This is a genomic window from Streptomyces sp. NPDC030143 (genome assembly GCF_055573695.1).
The window spans coordinates 358,492-373,151 of record NZ_JBVIAY010000004.1 but is presented as its reverse complement, the minus strand read 5'-3'; the positions used below and the strand labels follow the sequence as shown (position 1 = coordinate 373,151).

Annotated in this window: 14 protein-coding genes and 2 tRNA genes; 12 read left to right on the top strand and 4 right to left on the bottom strand. The window is 72.5% G+C overall.

From position 1 onward, the window contains the following. Positions 1-26: 26 nt before the first annotated feature. The 5 genes from ACZ4YY_RS10130 to ACZ4YY_RS10110 all read left to right on the top strand — a co-directional run bounded on the left by ACZ4YY_RS10130 (position 27) and on the right by ACZ4YY_RS10110 (position 6,691). On the top strand, positions 27-629 hold the full coding sequence (locus tag ACZ4YY_RS10130; RefSeq protein WP_468286249.1) for a toll/interleukin-1 receptor domain-containing protein: 603 nt from the start codon (positions 27-29) through the stop codon (positions 627-629). A 20-nt stretch (positions 630-649) separates the two neighbouring features. Continuing rightward, positions 650-2,938: a hypothetical protein gene (locus tag ACZ4YY_RS10125; protein WP_468286246.1), complete on the top strand. Its 2,289-nt coding sequence runs from the start codon at positions 650-652 to the stop codon at positions 2,936-2,938. A 66-nt stretch (positions 2,939-3,004) separates the two neighbouring features. After that, on the top strand, positions 3,005-3,913 hold the full coding sequence (locus ACZ4YY_RS10120; RefSeq protein WP_468286243.1) for a hypothetical protein: 909 nt from the start codon (positions 3,005-3,007) through the stop codon (positions 3,911-3,913). Beyond that, positions 3,910-5,226: an OmpA family protein gene (locus ACZ4YY_RS10115; protein ID WP_468286240.1), complete on the top strand. Its 1,317-nt coding sequence runs from the start codon at positions 3,910-3,912 to the stop codon at positions 5,224-5,226. The genes ACZ4YY_RS10120 and ACZ4YY_RS10115 overlap by 4 nt, the downstream gene beginning before the upstream one ends. Before the next feature lie 16 nt (positions 5,227-5,242). Further along, on the top strand, positions 5,243-6,691 hold the full coding sequence (locus ACZ4YY_RS10110; protein WP_468286236.1) for a hypothetical protein: 1,449 nt from the start codon (positions 5,243-5,245) through the stop codon (positions 6,689-6,691). A gap of 87 nt (positions 6,692-6,778) precedes the next feature. On the opposite strand, the gene ACZ4YY_RS10105 is transcribed toward ACZ4YY_RS10110, so the two are convergent. Next, complete coding sequence (locus tag ACZ4YY_RS10105) at positions 6,779-7,243, bottom strand: HIT family protein (RefSeq protein ID WP_468286233.1); 465 nt, start codon at positions 7,241-7,243, stop codon at positions 6,779-6,781. Between the two features lie 145 nt (positions 7,244-7,388). Between ACZ4YY_RS10105 and ACZ4YY_RS10100 the strand changes: the two genes are divergently transcribed. Both ACZ4YY_RS10100 and ACZ4YY_RS10095 read left to right on the top strand, forming a co-directional pair. Further along, positions 7,389-7,883: an LURP-one-related/scramblase family protein gene (locus tag ACZ4YY_RS10100; RefSeq protein WP_468286229.1), complete on the top strand. Its 495-nt coding sequence runs from the start codon at positions 7,389-7,391 to the stop codon at positions 7,881-7,883. 67 nt (positions 7,884-7,950) lie between these two features. Beyond that, positions 7,951-8,780 (top strand): IS5 family transposase gene (locus ACZ4YY_RS10095; protein WP_468286588.1). Its coding sequence is split into 2 segments (ribosomal slippage): positions 7,951-8,277 and positions 8,280-8,780, totalling 828 coding nucleotides; the frame shifts between segments, so codons are not numbered across the junction. Between the two features lie 11 nt (positions 8,781-8,791). Here ACZ4YY_RS10095 and ACZ4YY_RS10090 read toward each other — a convergent pair. Both ACZ4YY_RS10090 and ACZ4YY_RS10085 read right to left on the bottom strand, forming a co-directional pair. Then, on the bottom strand, positions 8,792-9,337 hold the full coding sequence (locus ACZ4YY_RS10090) for an AAA family ATPase (RefSeq protein ID WP_468286226.1): 546 nt from the start codon (positions 9,335-9,337) through the stop codon (positions 8,792-8,794). 84 nt (positions 9,338-9,421) lie between these two features. Beyond that, positions 9,422-10,237 (bottom strand): carbon-nitrogen family hydrolase, encoded by an 816-nt coding sequence (locus ACZ4YY_RS10085; protein WP_468286222.1) that lies wholly within the window; start codon positions 10,235-10,237, stop codon positions 9,422-9,424. Positions 10,238-10,418: 181 nt separating this feature from the next. On the opposite strand from ACZ4YY_RS10085, the gene ACZ4YY_RS10080 reads away from it, so the two are divergent. Beyond that, the gene (locus ACZ4YY_RS10080) at positions 10,419-11,243 is read left to right on the top strand and encodes a maleylpyruvate isomerase family mycothiol-dependent enzyme (RefSeq protein WP_468286219.1); all 825 of its coding nucleotides are present in this window, start codon (positions 10,419-10,421) and stop codon (positions 11,241-11,243) included. 58 nt (positions 11,244-11,301) lie between these two features. Here ACZ4YY_RS10080 and ACZ4YY_RS10075 read toward each other — a convergent pair whose 3' ends face one another. Further along, on the bottom strand, positions 11,302-12,204 hold the full coding sequence (locus ACZ4YY_RS10075; protein ID WP_468286216.1) for a D-alanyl-D-alanine carboxypeptidase family protein: 903 nt from the start codon (positions 12,202-12,204) through the stop codon (positions 11,302-11,304). Between the two features lie 200 nt (positions 12,205-12,404). On the opposite strand from ACZ4YY_RS10075, the gene ACZ4YY_RS10070 reads away from it, so the two are divergent. The 4 genes from ACZ4YY_RS10070 (at position 12,405) to ACZ4YY_RS10055 (ending at position 14,659) form a co-directional block, all read left to right on the top strand. Next, entirely contained in the window at positions 12,405-13,067 is a 663-nt protein-coding gene (locus tag ACZ4YY_RS10070; RefSeq protein ID WP_468286213.1) for a GntR family transcriptional regulator, read from the top strand. After that, positions 13,064-14,380 (top strand): MFS transporter, encoded by a 1,317-nt coding sequence (locus tag ACZ4YY_RS10065; protein ID WP_468286210.1) that lies wholly within the window; start codon positions 13,064-13,066, stop codon positions 14,378-14,380. The genes ACZ4YY_RS10070 and ACZ4YY_RS10065 overlap by 4 nt, the downstream gene beginning before the upstream one ends. 130 nt (positions 14,381-14,510) lie before the next feature. Beyond that, a tRNA-Pro gene (locus ACZ4YY_RS10060) sits at positions 14,511-14,582 on the top strand. Between the two features lie 5 nt (positions 14,583-14,587). Next, positions 14,588-14,659, top strand: a tRNA-Leu gene (locus tag ACZ4YY_RS10055). Position 14,660 lies beyond the last annotated feature (1 nt).

Below are 14,660 nucleotides of genomic sequence, written 5' to 3'. Positions count from 1 at the left end.
CTCCTTCCCGCGAAACGAGGAACCGCATGACCGCCCGCATCTTCATCAACTTCCGCCGCTCGGACACCGGCAACGCCGGTCCGCACTTCGACACGGCCCTCACGCGGGAGTTCGGCGACGGCGAGGTCTTCCTGGACCAGCGGTCCATCACGAAGGGGGCCCACTTCCCCGACGAGATCAAGCTGGCCCTGCGCAAGGCCGACCTGATGCTGTCGCTCATCGGCCCCGGGTGGGAGTCGGCGACCGACGAGAACGGCCGCCGCTGCCTCGACGACGAGGAGGACTGGGTCCGCAAGGAGATCGCCCTGGCCTTCACCTACGACCTGACCGTCCTCCCCGTCCTCGTCGACCGCGACCACCTGCCCAGGCAGGCCGATCTGCCCGACCCGCTCAAGCCGCTGACCAGCCGTCAGGCGTGCTTCTTCCGCAACAACCAGCAGCACATCGGCTTCCCGCCGCTCTACGACGCCGTCCACGCGGCGGTGCCCGGTCTGCGCCGTTCGCACGCGGGCGGCGCCGGAGCCCCGAGCGGAGCGACGGCCCACACCGGCGACATCAGCAACAGCTCGCTGGTCATCGGCGGTCAGTACAACACCGCGACCACCCACAACCACCCCTCGGCCCCCTAGCAACACGACGAGGAGCGCCCGTGAGCACGACAGACGACGTCCCCCCGGACACCACGCCCGATCCCGGCGCCGCCTCCGACCCGGGCTCGGGCGCCCCGTACGCCGACGGCGACCCCGCCGAACCGCCCGCGGCACCGGACGACGGCGCCGAGGCGGGGCCCGGCTCCGCGTCCACGTCCGACGACACGCCCGACACCGGTCACCGCGAGGAGGCCGGGGACACCCCCGAGGGCGCCCCTTCGGCCGACCGCGAGCCGGGGCCGGCCGTCCCGCGGCAGCAGGACCGGGACCGGGCCGAGTCGCTGTCCTGGACCGCCTTCAGGACGGCGCGCCACAACTCCATGGCCATCGGCGGTGGCGACGCCTACACGTGGAACATCGGCACCGCCGAGCGCGCCGAGCTCCAGCGCATCCGTCTCGACGCCGCGGAGGCGGCCCGGCAGCACCGGCTGCACCGCCGGGTCCCGCAGCAGGACCAGATGGGCGGGAAGCTGCTCGAGCACCACCTCGTCGTGCTGCCCGGGGCGCCGGGCGGCGGCCGGGAGGGCACGGCCGTCCGCCTGCTGACCGAACGGTGCGGCAGCGACCGCGTCTCCGTCCTGCACAGCGACGACACCGGCCTCCCGCAGGCCCTGCTCGCGCAGGCCGGCCGGCACTTCGAGCACGGACACGGGTACCTGGTGAACCTCGGGCCGCGACGCCCCGGTCAGAGCATGCTGAAGCTGCTGAGCCTGCTGGCCCGGCAGTTCGGGGCGTACGTCGTGTTGATCGTCGACGACGCGCGGCCCGAACCCGACGTCCCCGCCCCCTACGGCGTCCGGCACCACCGGCCCGATCTGGGAGAGGTGCTGAAGGCCCACCTGAGGGCCGCCCTCGACAACCACCGTCCCCGCTGTCCCCAGCCGTACGTCTGCGACGGCGGGGTCGTCGAGCGGCAGGTCCTGGCGGACCCCCGCGTGAGCGCGAAGATCGTCGCCGCCCGGTCGGTCGAGTGGGTCGCGTCCTTCGCCCGGAACGTCGCCGCGTGCCTGCACGGCCCCGAGGACGCGCTCGACACCCTGCTCGACACCCCCCACGAGGACCTGCGGAGCCTGGCGAGACGATTCCTGAAGCTGTCCCCGCCCGGCACGGAGGAGGAGACGCCCGCGCCGGAGGCCGAGACCCACCACCAGGCCCTGCGCATCACGTACGTCCTCTGCCACGACCTGCCGCTGTCGGACGTCATCCGGGCCGGCACGCTGCTGAGCGCCGAGGTGCTGCGCGCCGAGTACCGGGAGACGGCGCCCATGCGCCCCGTCTTCGAGCTGGATCTCGACCAGCTGGTCGCGCCGGGCATGGGCATCGCCGCCGAACCCGGCACCCATCTGGCCGACAACCCGCGCCGGGCCCGGCTCACCGACCCCGAGCTGATGCCGGCCGTCGTCGAGGTCATCTGGCACGGCCTCGCCTGGCTGCGCGAACCGCTCCTGGCGTGGCTGCGGACGCTGGCCGGCGACCGCCTGGAGCGGGTCAGCACACGGGCCGCGGTGATCGCCGGCCACCTGCTCCGCCACGACTTCGACAGCGTCTACCGGGACCTGGTGCGGGGGTGGGCGGGCGGCGGATCGGTGCGGGACCGCCGCTACGCCGCCCTGTCCCTGGCGGTGGCGATGGCCACCGACGAGCCCCGGCTGACGGCGCAGGTCGGCCGCCAGGTCGCGGACTGGGCCCGCAGCCCCCGGCCGCAGTTGCAGGACAGCGCCGCGCGGGCCTACGGCACTCAGGTGGGCACCCGGGACGTGCCGGGCGCCCTGCGCGCCCTGCAGGACCTGGGCGGCCGGCCCGCCCTCGTCCCCTACGCGTCCGTCGCCTACTCGACGGCGGCCCTGTTCCTCGCCGACGGCGGCGCCGAGCAGGTCGCCGACGCGCTGGGCCGGTGGATCCGCTCGGACAACGGTCACCTGCACCGGCACGCCGCCCGCACCCTGCTCGTCCTCGGCCCGTTCGCCGCCGAGGCCGAACTGCCGTCCCGGCCGACGCTCGCCCACCAGGCGATGTCGAGCCCGGCGCGCGAGGAGACGCTGCTGCTGCTGTGGCGGCGGGCGCTGATCGAGCCCGCGCACGCGGGGCAGGCCTGGAACCTGCTGCTGCAGTGGCTGCTGGCCGCCGACGAGGACGAGGACCTGGCGCTGTTCCTGGAGAAGTTCGTGCCGCGGGTCTGCCTGCCGGTGCCGCGCCGCCGCCGGCTCCTGTTCCACCTGCGCCGCTGGGTGCGGCAGCACCCGCAGGCCTCGTGCGTGCGGCGGCTGCTGGACCTGCTCGGCCCGTGAGCCGCGGCTCCCGAACCCCGATCCCGACTGTCATCGAACGACCGTGACCCCCACTGGAGGAGAACCATGGCACGACGGCGCAAGGGCCTCTTCGCCGCGCTGCTCGAGGCGTGGCGCGCCTGGCGGCGCTCCCCGTACGACGACGACGTCCTCGACGACGACGGGACGGACCTCGTCGGGTCCGACGAGGACGGCTCCCGGACGCGGAGCCGGAGCAAGAAGGTGTTCGTCCAGTCGCCCGTGCAGAGCCCGCTGTCCATGGCGGCCCACGGCGACGTGTTCGCCTTCGAGGTGATCCCGACGTTCCGGTGGAGCAGCAAGGCGATGTCGCGGGAGACGCTGAAGTCGCGCGTGGCCCGCCACGAGATCACCGCGCGCGAGGAACTGCTCCGCGTCGCCTGGTCCGCCGCCCGTGACTGCGACCCGGCCGACCCGGTGGCCGCCGAGCGCGCCGTCAACCTGAAGCTGTCCACCGAGGGCAACTGGTGCTTCGACGACGCCGAGGGGTTCATCCGCTGCACGCCCTCGGTGCGGGTACGGGTGGACCCCGCCCTGCGCGAGCACGTCCTGCCGCACCACCTCGACGAGCTGACGCTCAGGGAGTCGCAGCGGCTCGGCCTGATCCGGGCCGAGCGGGCCCGGGTGCTCACCGAGGCCTGGCTGCGGGTGATCAGCGAGCTGGAGTTGCTCGGCGACCTCGACGCGCACCAGCGGCGGCTGCTGGTCCCGTTCGCCGCCACCCTTGCCGACCAGGATTTCCGCAAGGTGATGGAGGCGCTGCGCCGGGACCGCCGGACGAGCGTCGACGCGCTGATCGCGACCCTGAAGGGCGCGAGCACCGCGCACCAGGAGGCCGGTCTGTTCGAGTTCGCCGACGCCTACGACAAGGCCGTCAGCGCGTTCCGGCGGGAGATGGGGCTCAGCGAGTTCTCCTGGATCGAGAACGCCATCGCGAACGACGGGCCGGAGCTGTGAGCGCCCGGCGGTCCGCCGCGGTGCGGGCGATCGGGGTGCTGACGGCCGTCGCCACGCTGACCGGCCTGCTCGCCGGCTGCGACGAGGACGACGAGCGGGCCGACTGCGCCTGGACGAAGACGCAGTCCCCGGTCCCGGACGCGGGCAGCACCGTCGTCCTCGTCGACGGGTCGGCGTCCGTGCGCGCCGCGGCCGGCGGCAGGACGCTGGACTACGGCAGCGCCCTCGGGGACCTGCTCCCCGAGAACGACGAGAAGAGGGACGACGCCAAGGGGGACACCGTCTCCATCGGCACGTTCGGCGGGACCGAGAGCGGCATCGCGTGGACGGTGCGGGAGAGGCCGGGCGACTGGGAGGAGAGCAACGACAACGCGGACAACCAGGAGCTCAACCGCCAGGCCGCGAACAAGTGTCTGCGCATCGACGTCGCCGCGGCCCAGCGGACGGCGCCCACCGCCGGCGGCACCGACGTCCTCGCCGCGCTGTCGGCGGGAGCGGAGATGCTGAGCGGCGTCGAGGGGGGACGGCAGCTGATCGTGGCTACCGACGGGCTGTCCACGACCGGCTGCGCCGACCTGCGCCAGGCCCGGTTCGGCTCCCCGCAGAACATCGCGTCCCTCACGTCGGTGTGCGCCGCCCAGGGCGAGTTCAGTGAACTGCCCGATCTGTCGGGCGTGAAGGTCAGGTTCGTCGGCCTGGGCCACTCGGTGGGCGGCCAGCCCTCCGCCAACCCCGCCCAGCGCAGCTGGCTGCGCGAGCTGTGGAAGGCGCTGTGCACGAAGGCCGGCGGCACGTGCGAGGCCGATGAAGCGTCCGTCGTGGCGGAGTCCACGGAGTCCACCGGCCCCCAGGACTCCGCCGGGTCGAACGCCGAGGCCGACGGGAAGGCCACCGGAGACTCCTCCGCCGCGGCCGATCCGGTGGTGCGCTACACGGACGGCCGCTCCTGGACCGTCACCCTGCCCGGCGCGGCCCTGTTCGACCCGGACTCGCCCCGGGTGCGCCCCTCGGCCCTGTCCACGCTCACCGACGTCGCGAGGACCGTGCTGACCACACCGCAGCTCGACCGCGTCGTGGTCAAGGGATACGTCGACCCGCGCGGAAACCCCGAGGTCGACGGGCCGCTGTCCCAGGGCCGCGCCGACGCGGTGCGGGACGTGCTCGTCGAGCGGGGCGTGCCCGCCGCCCGGGTGACGGCCGTCGGCCGGGGCCGGTCGACGGGCTGCCCCGAGGACCGGGCCGCGGACGGCATGTCCCGCATGCAGCGGCTGCAGTGCGACCGCCGCGTCGACATCGAGATCTTCAGGAAGTGAGGCCGGAGACACCGCCATGAAAGTGAACGGCAGCAACGGCTCGTCGCAGGCGAGCGCCCGTGAGGCACCCATATCCTGCGCCCGGTCCTCCCTCCCTCTCGTGGGCACCGACGGGCGCCGCCGGGCCGGGCGGCCCGCCGACCCCGTGGACAGTCAGGAGTCCGCGGTCCTGCTGCGCGCCTTCGCCCGTGGCAACGCCGGGCTGGCCCGGGCGCAGCAGTCGCTGGGGGAGCAGGGGACGAGACTCGTGGACACGTTCCAGTCGGGGCTGGCCGCGATCGACGCCGTGGAGCGTTTCACGGTCGGCGGGTCGGCGGGCGAGGCGCGCAGCGAGGTCGCGAAGGTGCGCCGCCGGCACGTCCGGGACGGACCCGAGAGCCTGCGCCGGAGCCGGCGGCCCTGGTCGTGGCTCCAGTGGGTGATGTTCGGGCTCAGCGCCCTGTTCGACCTGCCCTTCGTCGGCAAGGCCACGGCACAGGCGCTGGGCGTCGGACCGGACACGTGGTGGGACGACATCGTCTTCGGCCTGTCCTACCTGGTCGCGCTCGGTGTGTCCGGCCTCCAGTTCGCCCTGGGGCACTGGCTGGCCCGGTCGCTCTTCCGGCTGCGGGTGCGCGCCGCGTACGCCACCGAGCGCGTGCGGCGCACCCCGGGCCGGGCGCTGCGGCACCGGTTGTGGCCGGACGAGTCCCGGATCGAGACGCGCCGGCCGGACGACCTGCCCTGGGCCGCCCCCGTCCTGCCGGTCCTCGCCAGCCTGCTGCTGTTCGGCCTGCTGGGCGCGACCGCCTACACGCGGGCCCGGCAGAACCCCGCGCTGGACACCGCGGGCACCGTCATGGCGGTCTTCCTCGTCGTCTCCCTCGGCCTCGCCACCGTGGCGACCGCGTGCCTCGCGCACAACCCCTGCGCGGAGGCGGACAAGGCGGCGAAGAGCGCCACGGTCACCGCCGAGAAACGCACGACGGCGCGGGTGCCCGAGGCGAGGCGGCGGCTCGTCGAGCACAGCACGTCCTGGCACACGCTGCGCGCCGCCGTGGAACAGGCCGCGGCCGAGGCCCGCCGCACCGTGGACGACGCCTGCGCCGCGATCGTCGAGGAGCGGGCCGACAGCGGCGTCGCCGGCACGCTGGACCTGCCGCTGCGCGCGTACGCGTGGCCGCGCGGAAAAGACCGGGCGCGGACCGGGGCCGAAGGCGCGGACAGCGCCGCGAACGAGGGCGCGGACAGCGCCGGGAACGAGGGGGCGGCGCGGGACGGGAACGCCACGCCGCGCCTGCGTCTGGAGGTCCTGGAGCACACCTACGAACTGCTGAAGCGGTACGACCCGAGCCTGTTGGAGAACTGGCTGGAGGACATCGTGGAGGAGCTGAACGCCCAGTTCGCCGTACCGGAGACCGACCCGACTCCCTTCGCCCCGGCCCCGGCGCCTTTCCCCCCCGAGCCGGACCGGGTCGGGACGTGAACCCGGTTCCGAACTCGGCTCAAGCCCCTCACCAGTGACGCCCCCGCTCCGGCCCCTCCCCCGGTCACACCGGCCGGCCGGTGCGGCTCACCGGCCGGCGGGCCGGGCCGTCCAGGGGCGTCGGTCGCGGCCCGGCCGGGCGGTGCCGAGTCCGCTCGGCGGCGGTGTCCAGGGCAGCAGGATGCCGTCGCCCAGCCGCCGGGGCACGACATGGACGTGCAGGTGCCGCACGGTCTGGGTGGCGGCCGTGCCGCGCGAGGTGATGATGTTGCAGTCGCCGACCTCGGCGGCGAGTTCGGCGGCGTGCCGCATCGTGGCGGCGGACACGGCCGGGTCCGCCGCCACGTCCGGGACGTGCGTCTTGGGCAGGACGAGGACGTGCCCCGCCGTGACGCCCCCGCCGCGCGGCACGATCGCCAGCGCGTCGTCCCAGCCGCGCAGCACCCGCGCGGGTGCGAGGCCCCGCACGATGCGGCAGAACGGGCAGGTGTCCGCCGTGCGCGAGCCGTCGACGGCGGGCTCCTCCGTCCGGTGGCGGTCCTCGGCGGGCATGGTTCCTCCAGGTGCCGGTCGTTGCACGCGGGCGTGTGCCGCTACCGTACGGCGGCGGCCGGGGCCTGCGGGACCGACACCGCGGCCTCGGCCGTGCGGCCTACCGGCGGCGTCGCGCGGCGGCCGCCGGGGAAGCGGTGAGGGCATGAGATTCCTCGTACGCGACCGGCTCCTGGGCTTCGGCGACGACTACTGGATCGAGGACGACCGCGGCACCAGGGTGTTCCTCGTCGACGGCAAGGCGATGCGGCTGCGGGACACCTTCGAGCTGAAGGACGCCCACGGGCGGGTCCTGATCGACATCCACCGGAAGATGTTCGCCCTGCGCGACACGATGGTGATCGAACGGTCCGGCTCGCCCCTGGCCACCATCCGGCGCAAGCGCCTGTCGCTGCTGCGCAATCACTACCGGGTCTCCCTGGCGGACGGCAGCACCGAACTGGACGTCAGCGGCAAGATCCTCGACCGGGAGTTCGCGGTCGAGTACGACGGCGAACTCCTCGCGGTCGTCTCCCGCCGCCGGCTGCACGTGCGGGAGACGTACGGCGTCGACATCGTGCGGGAGGACGCGGACCCGGCGCTGCTGATCGCGGTGGCGGTGTGCGTCATCCACCTGGCGGAGAAGGAGCGGGAGGACTAGAGCGTGTCTCTTTGATCGGTTGGTCAGTTGATCGGATGTGTCTGTCCGATTAGTGATCACTGATGCGATGTGGGACCGGATCGAGCCGCTGATGCCGGCCGATCCGGTCCGCGGTCGGCGGTGGGCCGATCACCGCCGAACCCTGGAGGCCATCGCTTGGAAGTACCGCACCTGCTCGCCCTGGCGGGACCTGCCGGACGAGCTCGGCTCGTTCCAGACCGCTCACAAACGCCTGATCAGGTGGGCCGTGGACGGCACCTGGGAACGCATTTTTGCAGCGGTGCTGGCCGCGGCCGACGCCGGTGACGACATCGGCTGGACCCTGTCTGTGGACTCCACCGTCTGCCGGGCTCACCAGCATTCCGCCGGAGCCAGGAAAAGGGGGCTCCAGGCCCGGCCGAACCCGACGACCATGCGCTCGGACGCTCCCGCGGCGGCATGAGCACGAAGGTCCACCTCGCCAGCGACGGCCATGCACGACCCCTGGCTCTCCGCGTCACCGCAGGCCAGGCGGGCGACGCCCCGGCCTTCGAGACCATCATGGCCGCCATCCGTGTTCCGCGAAGCGGACCCGGAAGGCCGAGGACGCGACCCGATGCCGTCCTCGCGGACCGCGCGTACTCATCCCGCGCGATCCGGAGTCACCTCCGCCGACGCGGTATCCGCGCAGTCATCCCCCAGCCCTCCGACCAGGTCGGCCACCGGCTGCGGCGCGGCCGCGCCGGCGGCCGACCGCCCGCTTTCGACGCCGAGGCATACAAGCAGCGCAACGCGGTCGAGCGATGCATCAACCGGCTCAAGCAGTGGCGCGGTCTGGCCATGCGGACGGACAAGCTCGCCATCGCCTACCAGGCCGCACTCCACCTCGCTGCCATCCTGATCTGGACCCGACACTGAGCGACGAAGAACTAACCGGAGGTGCTGGGCAGCCAGCTGGTAGCGCCCAACACCTCGCGCGCTATGTCCACCACTGAACGCCCGTCGGTCGCCACTCGCACCGTGTCCAGAGGCGTCTGCTCATCCAGAATCCGCGCCTTACGGGCGCTGCTCTCCAGTTCGTGCTCCAGCTCCGAGCCCAGTTCCCGACCGGTCAGCCGCTCACGAGCGGTGGCATCGGAGGCGGTGAGCACAACCCGCACGATCCTGACATTCGCACCCATGGCGCGCTGGAACATGGCCTCGTTCTCAGCCAACACGCTCACAGTGTGCGTGTAGATCAAGCGGCGGTACCCGAGCTCGGCGTAGTTCGACCAGAGCGCCGTCAGATTGCGCTCCGCGATCTTTCTGCGCCGGGGGTCCCCCTCCGGAGCAGGATGTGCCTGCCCCATGAAGTCGCCTTCGACTACGCAGTGAGCAACCATCGCGGCGCGCAGACGCGCTGAGACCTCCCACCCCACTGTCGTCTTACCGACGCCCGCGCGCCCTCCGATGAGCAATACCTCTGCTTGATCCATAACGGCACCCTGCCACCGGGGGGTCGAACTGCGCGAACCAGATATGCGCGGATCAAGGAGACAGGCCCTAGGGGGCGTTCCGCCCTAAGGCTGTCCGCCCCGGTTGCGGCGGGGCGGTTCCAGGCCGAGCACCCGGTCCTTGAGGGCCGGGAACTGCTCGCGGGTCGCGGCGACCCGCGCCGGGTCGAAGTCCACCGTGAGGACCTCCTCGCCGGGGCCGGCCTGCGCCAGCACCTCGCCCCACGGGTCGACCACGATCGAGTGACCCGCCTGCGGAACCCCCGCGTGCGTCCCGGCCGTTCCACAGGCGAGCACGAACGCCTGGTTCTCGACCGCCCGCGCCTGGGCCAGCAGCGTCCAGTGCGCCCGGCGGCGCTCCGGCCAGCCCGCCGGGACCACCAGGGTCTCGGCGCCGGCGTCGACGAGACCGCGGAAGAGTTCGGGGAACCGGAGGTCGTAGCAGGTGGCGACACCGAGGGTCGTCCCGGGCAGCCGTACCGTCACCAGGTCGCGGCCGGCGCCCATCAGGACGGCCTCGCCCTTGTCGAAGCCGAAGCGGTGGATCTTGCGGTAGGCGGCGGCCAGGTCACCGGAGGGGGAGAAGACGAGCGACGTGTTGTAGAGGGGGCCCTCCGGGTCCCGTTCCGGGACGGAGCCGGCGTGCAGCCAGACGCCCGCGTCGCTCGCGGCCTCGGCCATCGCCTCGTACGTCGGCCCCTCCAGCGGTTCGGCCTCGGCGGCGAACTCCTCGTAGGCGAACGCCCCGGTCGTCCACAGCTCCGGCAGCACCACGAGGTCCGCGGCCCCGGCCTGTTCGCGCACCAGGGAGGAGACCCGCGCCCGCCGCGCTTCGACCGATTCGCCCTCTTCCACGGCGATCTGGATCAGAGAGGCGCGCACACTACCACCGTCCTGGCATTCGAGTCGTCCACACGGGCCTACGATCGTCACACGAAAGCACTGCCGGGGTGCCTCACAGCAGCGTAACTTAACGTTTCGAGACACCCGCCGACAGCCACCTCCCGCAGGCAACGCCGCCGCCACAACCGCCCGAGTACCGACCGCCGAGGGGTCCCGTTCCGTGAGTCTGCATCCCACCCTCCAGCCCTACGCCGACGCCTGGACCCACTCCATCGAAGCGATATCCGAGCTGGTGCAGCCACTGGTGGAGGCGGACTGGAACCGCCGGACGCCCTGCCCCGGCTGGTCGGTCCGCGACATCGTGTCGCACGTCATCGGCCTGGACTGCGAGATGTACGGCGACCCGCGGCCCATCCACACCCTCCCGCGCGACCTGTTCCACGTCACCAACGACTTCCAGCGCTACATGGAGATGCAGGTCGACGTCCGCCGGCACCACACCGCGCCGGAGATGACGTCGGAGCTGGAGTACACGATCATCCGCCGCAACCGCCAGCTGCGGAACGAGTCGCGTGACCCGGGGACGAAGGTGCGCGGCCCCCTCGGCAGTGAGCTGACCCTCGAGGAGTCCATGCGCACCCACGCGTTCAACGTGTGGGTGCACGAGCAGGACCTGCGCGCCGCCCTCGGCCGGCCGGGCAACCTCGACTCCCCCGGCGCGCACATCACCCGTGACGTGCTGCTCGACGAACTGCCCTCCGTCGTCGCCGACCGCGCCGAGGCGCCCCGCAGTTCCGCGGTCGTCTTCGACGTCCACGGTCCGGTGGAGTTCCTGCGCACGATCCGGGTCGACATCCAGGGCCGCGGCACCCTGGAGACGGCGCCCGCGCTGGGCCCGGCCGCCGCGTTCACCCTCGACTGGGAGACGTACGTGCGGCTCGCCTGCGGCCGGGTGTCGGCGGAGGCCGTGGCGGACCGGGTGAAGGCGGAGGGCGAGCCGGAGCTGACGGCGGCGATCCTGCGGAACTTCGCCGTCACGAGGTAGCACACGGGAAGGGGCCCGTCGTGGCGGTCACGACGGGCCCCTTCCCGGTGGTGCGGCGTCAGCGGAGCCGGGCGAAGCCGTAGTTCAGCAGCTTCGTCGCGTCCGCGGCGCGGGTGGTGGCGTTGGTGGAGGCCAGCACCGTGCCGACCACCGTCCTGCCGTTGCGGGTGGCGGCGAAGACGAGGCAGTACTTCGCCTCCTGGCCGGAGCCCGTCTTCACACCGATGGTGCCGCTGTAGCTGCTCAGCAGCGTGTTGGTGTTCTTCCAGGCCGCCATGGTGCGGATCGAGCCGGTCTTGGTGACCGTCCTGGCGGTGTAGGACTTCGTCTTGACGATGGCGCGGAAGTTGGCGCTCTTCAGCGCGTTGCTCGCCAGCAGCGTCAGGTCCTTGGCGGTGGAGTAGTTGGCTCCGTTGCCGATGCCGTCGAACGAGTCGAAGTGCGTGTTCGTCATCTTCAGCGACTTCGCGGTGGCGTTCATCTTGCCGATGAACGACTTCACGCGCGCGGCCCGGGTCGTCCCCGTGCCGAACTTGTCGGCGAGGGCGTACGCGGCGTCGCAGCCCGACGGGAGCATCAGCCCGTAGAGCAGCTGACGGACGGTGACCTTGTCACCGACGATCAGACGGGCGGACGAGGCGCCCTTCGACACGATGTAGTCGCTGTAGGCCTTCTGGATGGTGACCTTGGTGTCCAGGTTCAGGTTCGGCTGCGACAGCACGACCTTCGCGGTCATGATCTTCGTCGTCGAACCCGTGGACATCCGGGTGGTGGCGCCCTTGTTGTACAGCGCGGCGCTGTTGGCGTTGTTCATCACGTAGCCGGTCTTCGCGGCGATCGTGGGCGTCGCAACTGCTTGCGCGGGCGCCGCGCTGAGGGCGCCGGCGGCGAGCATCGCGCCGGTCGTGAGGGCGACGGCTGCGGCTCTGCGGGTCCGGAGCCCCTGGGTGGCGGTTATCAACTGAAATACCCCGATTACGTCGAATGCCCCTGCGGTGCGGCCGAGTTGGAGGGGGGATAAAGAAAATGGGGCCGCACGTGTGTGACACGTAAGTAGCACAGAAAGTTGTACGCCCGCTGAAGCGGGCTCCCGCCGCCGCCCCGTGTTCCGCATGCTGGAACGCACCCCCGATGCGTACGTGTTGTATCTATCCTGTGGTCATGCCTTCCGCCCCGCCCGCCCCCCTCAAGCAGCCACCCGCCGCCGACCGTGTCTACGCCCACGTCAAGCAGGGCGTTCTGGACCGCCGCTACGAGGGCGGCACCCTCCTCACCGAGGGCGAGCTCGCCGAGGCCGTGGGCGTCTCCCGCACACCGGTGCGCGAGGCGCTGCTGCGGCTGGAGGTGGAGGGGCTGATCAGGCTTTACCCGAAAAAGGGCGCCCTGGTCCTGCCGGTCTCCGCGCAGGAGATCGCGGACGTCGTCGAGACCCGGCTGCTGGTGGAGGAGCACGCGGCCCGCAAGGCCGTTCCCGCGCCCGCCGGACTCGTCGAACGGCTCGAGGAACTGCTGGAGCGGCAGAAGGCGCAGGCCGCCGCCGGCGATCTGGCCGGCGCCGCAGTCACCGACCGCTGCTTCCACGCCGAGATCGTCCGCAGCGGCGGCAACGAGATCCTCTCCCGGCTCTACGACCAACTGCGCGACCGTCAGCTGCGGATGGGCGTGGCGATCATGCACTCCCACCCCGACCGGATCGCCAAGACGCTCACCGAGCACGAGGAGATCCTGCGCGCCCTGCGCTCGGGGGACCCCGAGGAGGCCGTCGCGGTCGTCCGCCGCCACATCGGCTGGTTCTCGCACCTGGCCCGGGGGGAGGTCCGATGAGGGCCCAGGGAGGGTCGGCGCGCCACACCACCCTTCCGGGTGACCCGCCCGGCGGGCGGCGCGCCGTCGCCGTCTGGGGGATCGGCGTCGCCGTCTACTTCGTCGCCGTCATCTTCCGCACGTCGCTGGGGGTGGCCGGCCTGGACGCCGCCGACCGCTTCCATGTGAACGCCTCCGCGCTGTCGACCTTCTCGATCCTGCAACTGCTGGTGTACGCGGGCATGCAGATACCGGTCGGCCTGCTGGTCGACCGGCTCGGCACGAAGAAGGTGCTCGCCATCGGCGTCGTGCTGTTCACGGCCGGACAGCTCGGGTTCGCGTTCTCCCCGTCGTACGGCATGGCGCTGGCCTCGCGGGCGCTGCTCGGCTGCGGCGACGCGATGACGTTCATCAGCGTGCTGCGGCTCGGCTCGCGGTGGTTCCCGGCACGGCGGGGGCCGATGATCGCGCAGTTCGCGGGTCTGGCCGGCATGGCGGGCAACCTCGTCTCCACACTGCTGCTGGCCCGGCTGCTGCACGGCATCGGCTGGACCGCCGCCTTCGCGGGCAGCGCGGTCGCCGGTGTCGTCGTCCTCGTGCTGCTCCTGCTGTTCCTCGAGGACCACCCCGAGGGCCACGAGCCCGAGCCCTTCCCGCACCGGGGCGCCGCCTACGTACGACGGCAGATCGCCGCGTCCTGGCGCGAGCCGGGGACCCGGCTGGGGCTGTGGGTGCACTTCACCACCCAGTTCCCGGCGATGGTGTTCCTGCTGCTGTGGGGCCTGCCGTACCTGGTGGAGGCACAGGGCCTGTCGCGTGCCGTCGCCGGCGAACTGCTGACCCTGGTGGTGCTGTCGAACATGGCCGTCGGCCTGGTGTACGGCCAGGTCGTCGCCCGGCACCACGAGGCGCGGCTGCCCCTGGCACTGGGCACCGTCGGCGCGACCGCGCTGGTGTGGGCGGCGACCCTCGCCTGTCCCGGCGACCACGCGCCGATGTGGCTGCTCGTCGTGTTGTGCGCGGTGCTGGGGGCGTGCGGACCGGCGTCGATGATCGGTTTCGACTTCGCCCGGCCCGCCAACCCGCCCGAGCGGCAGGGCACCGCGTCCGGGATCACCAACATGGGCGGGTTCGTCGCCTCCATGACGACCCTCTTCGCGGTGGGCGTCCTGCTGGACGCCACCGGCGACGACTACACCGTCGCGTTCTCCTCGGTGTTCGTCCTCCAGGCGCTGGGCGTCTGCCAGATCCTGCGGCTGCGCAGGCGGGCGGCCCGGCGGGAGCGGGAGCGGCTGGTGGCCAGCCGGGTGTCCGCGGTGCACGTGCCCGTGTAGCCGGGGGCAGGGCCGTCCACCGTCTCCCGGGAGGCGGTGGCGGTCGCCCTCGCCGTGTCCCCTTGCCGTGTCCCCTTGCCGTCAAAAGCGATTGTCCGGACGTCTGTTCGCGCACTACCGTCGGGCGGGTCGACGTGTAGCTCAGCAGCAGAGCACCGGGCTCGGGACCCGGAGGGCGCGGGGGCGGAACCCGCCACGTCGGATCTTCGACGTGTAGCTCAGCAGCAGAGCGCCGGGCTCAGGACCCGGAGGGCGCGGGGGCGGAACCCGCCACGTCGGC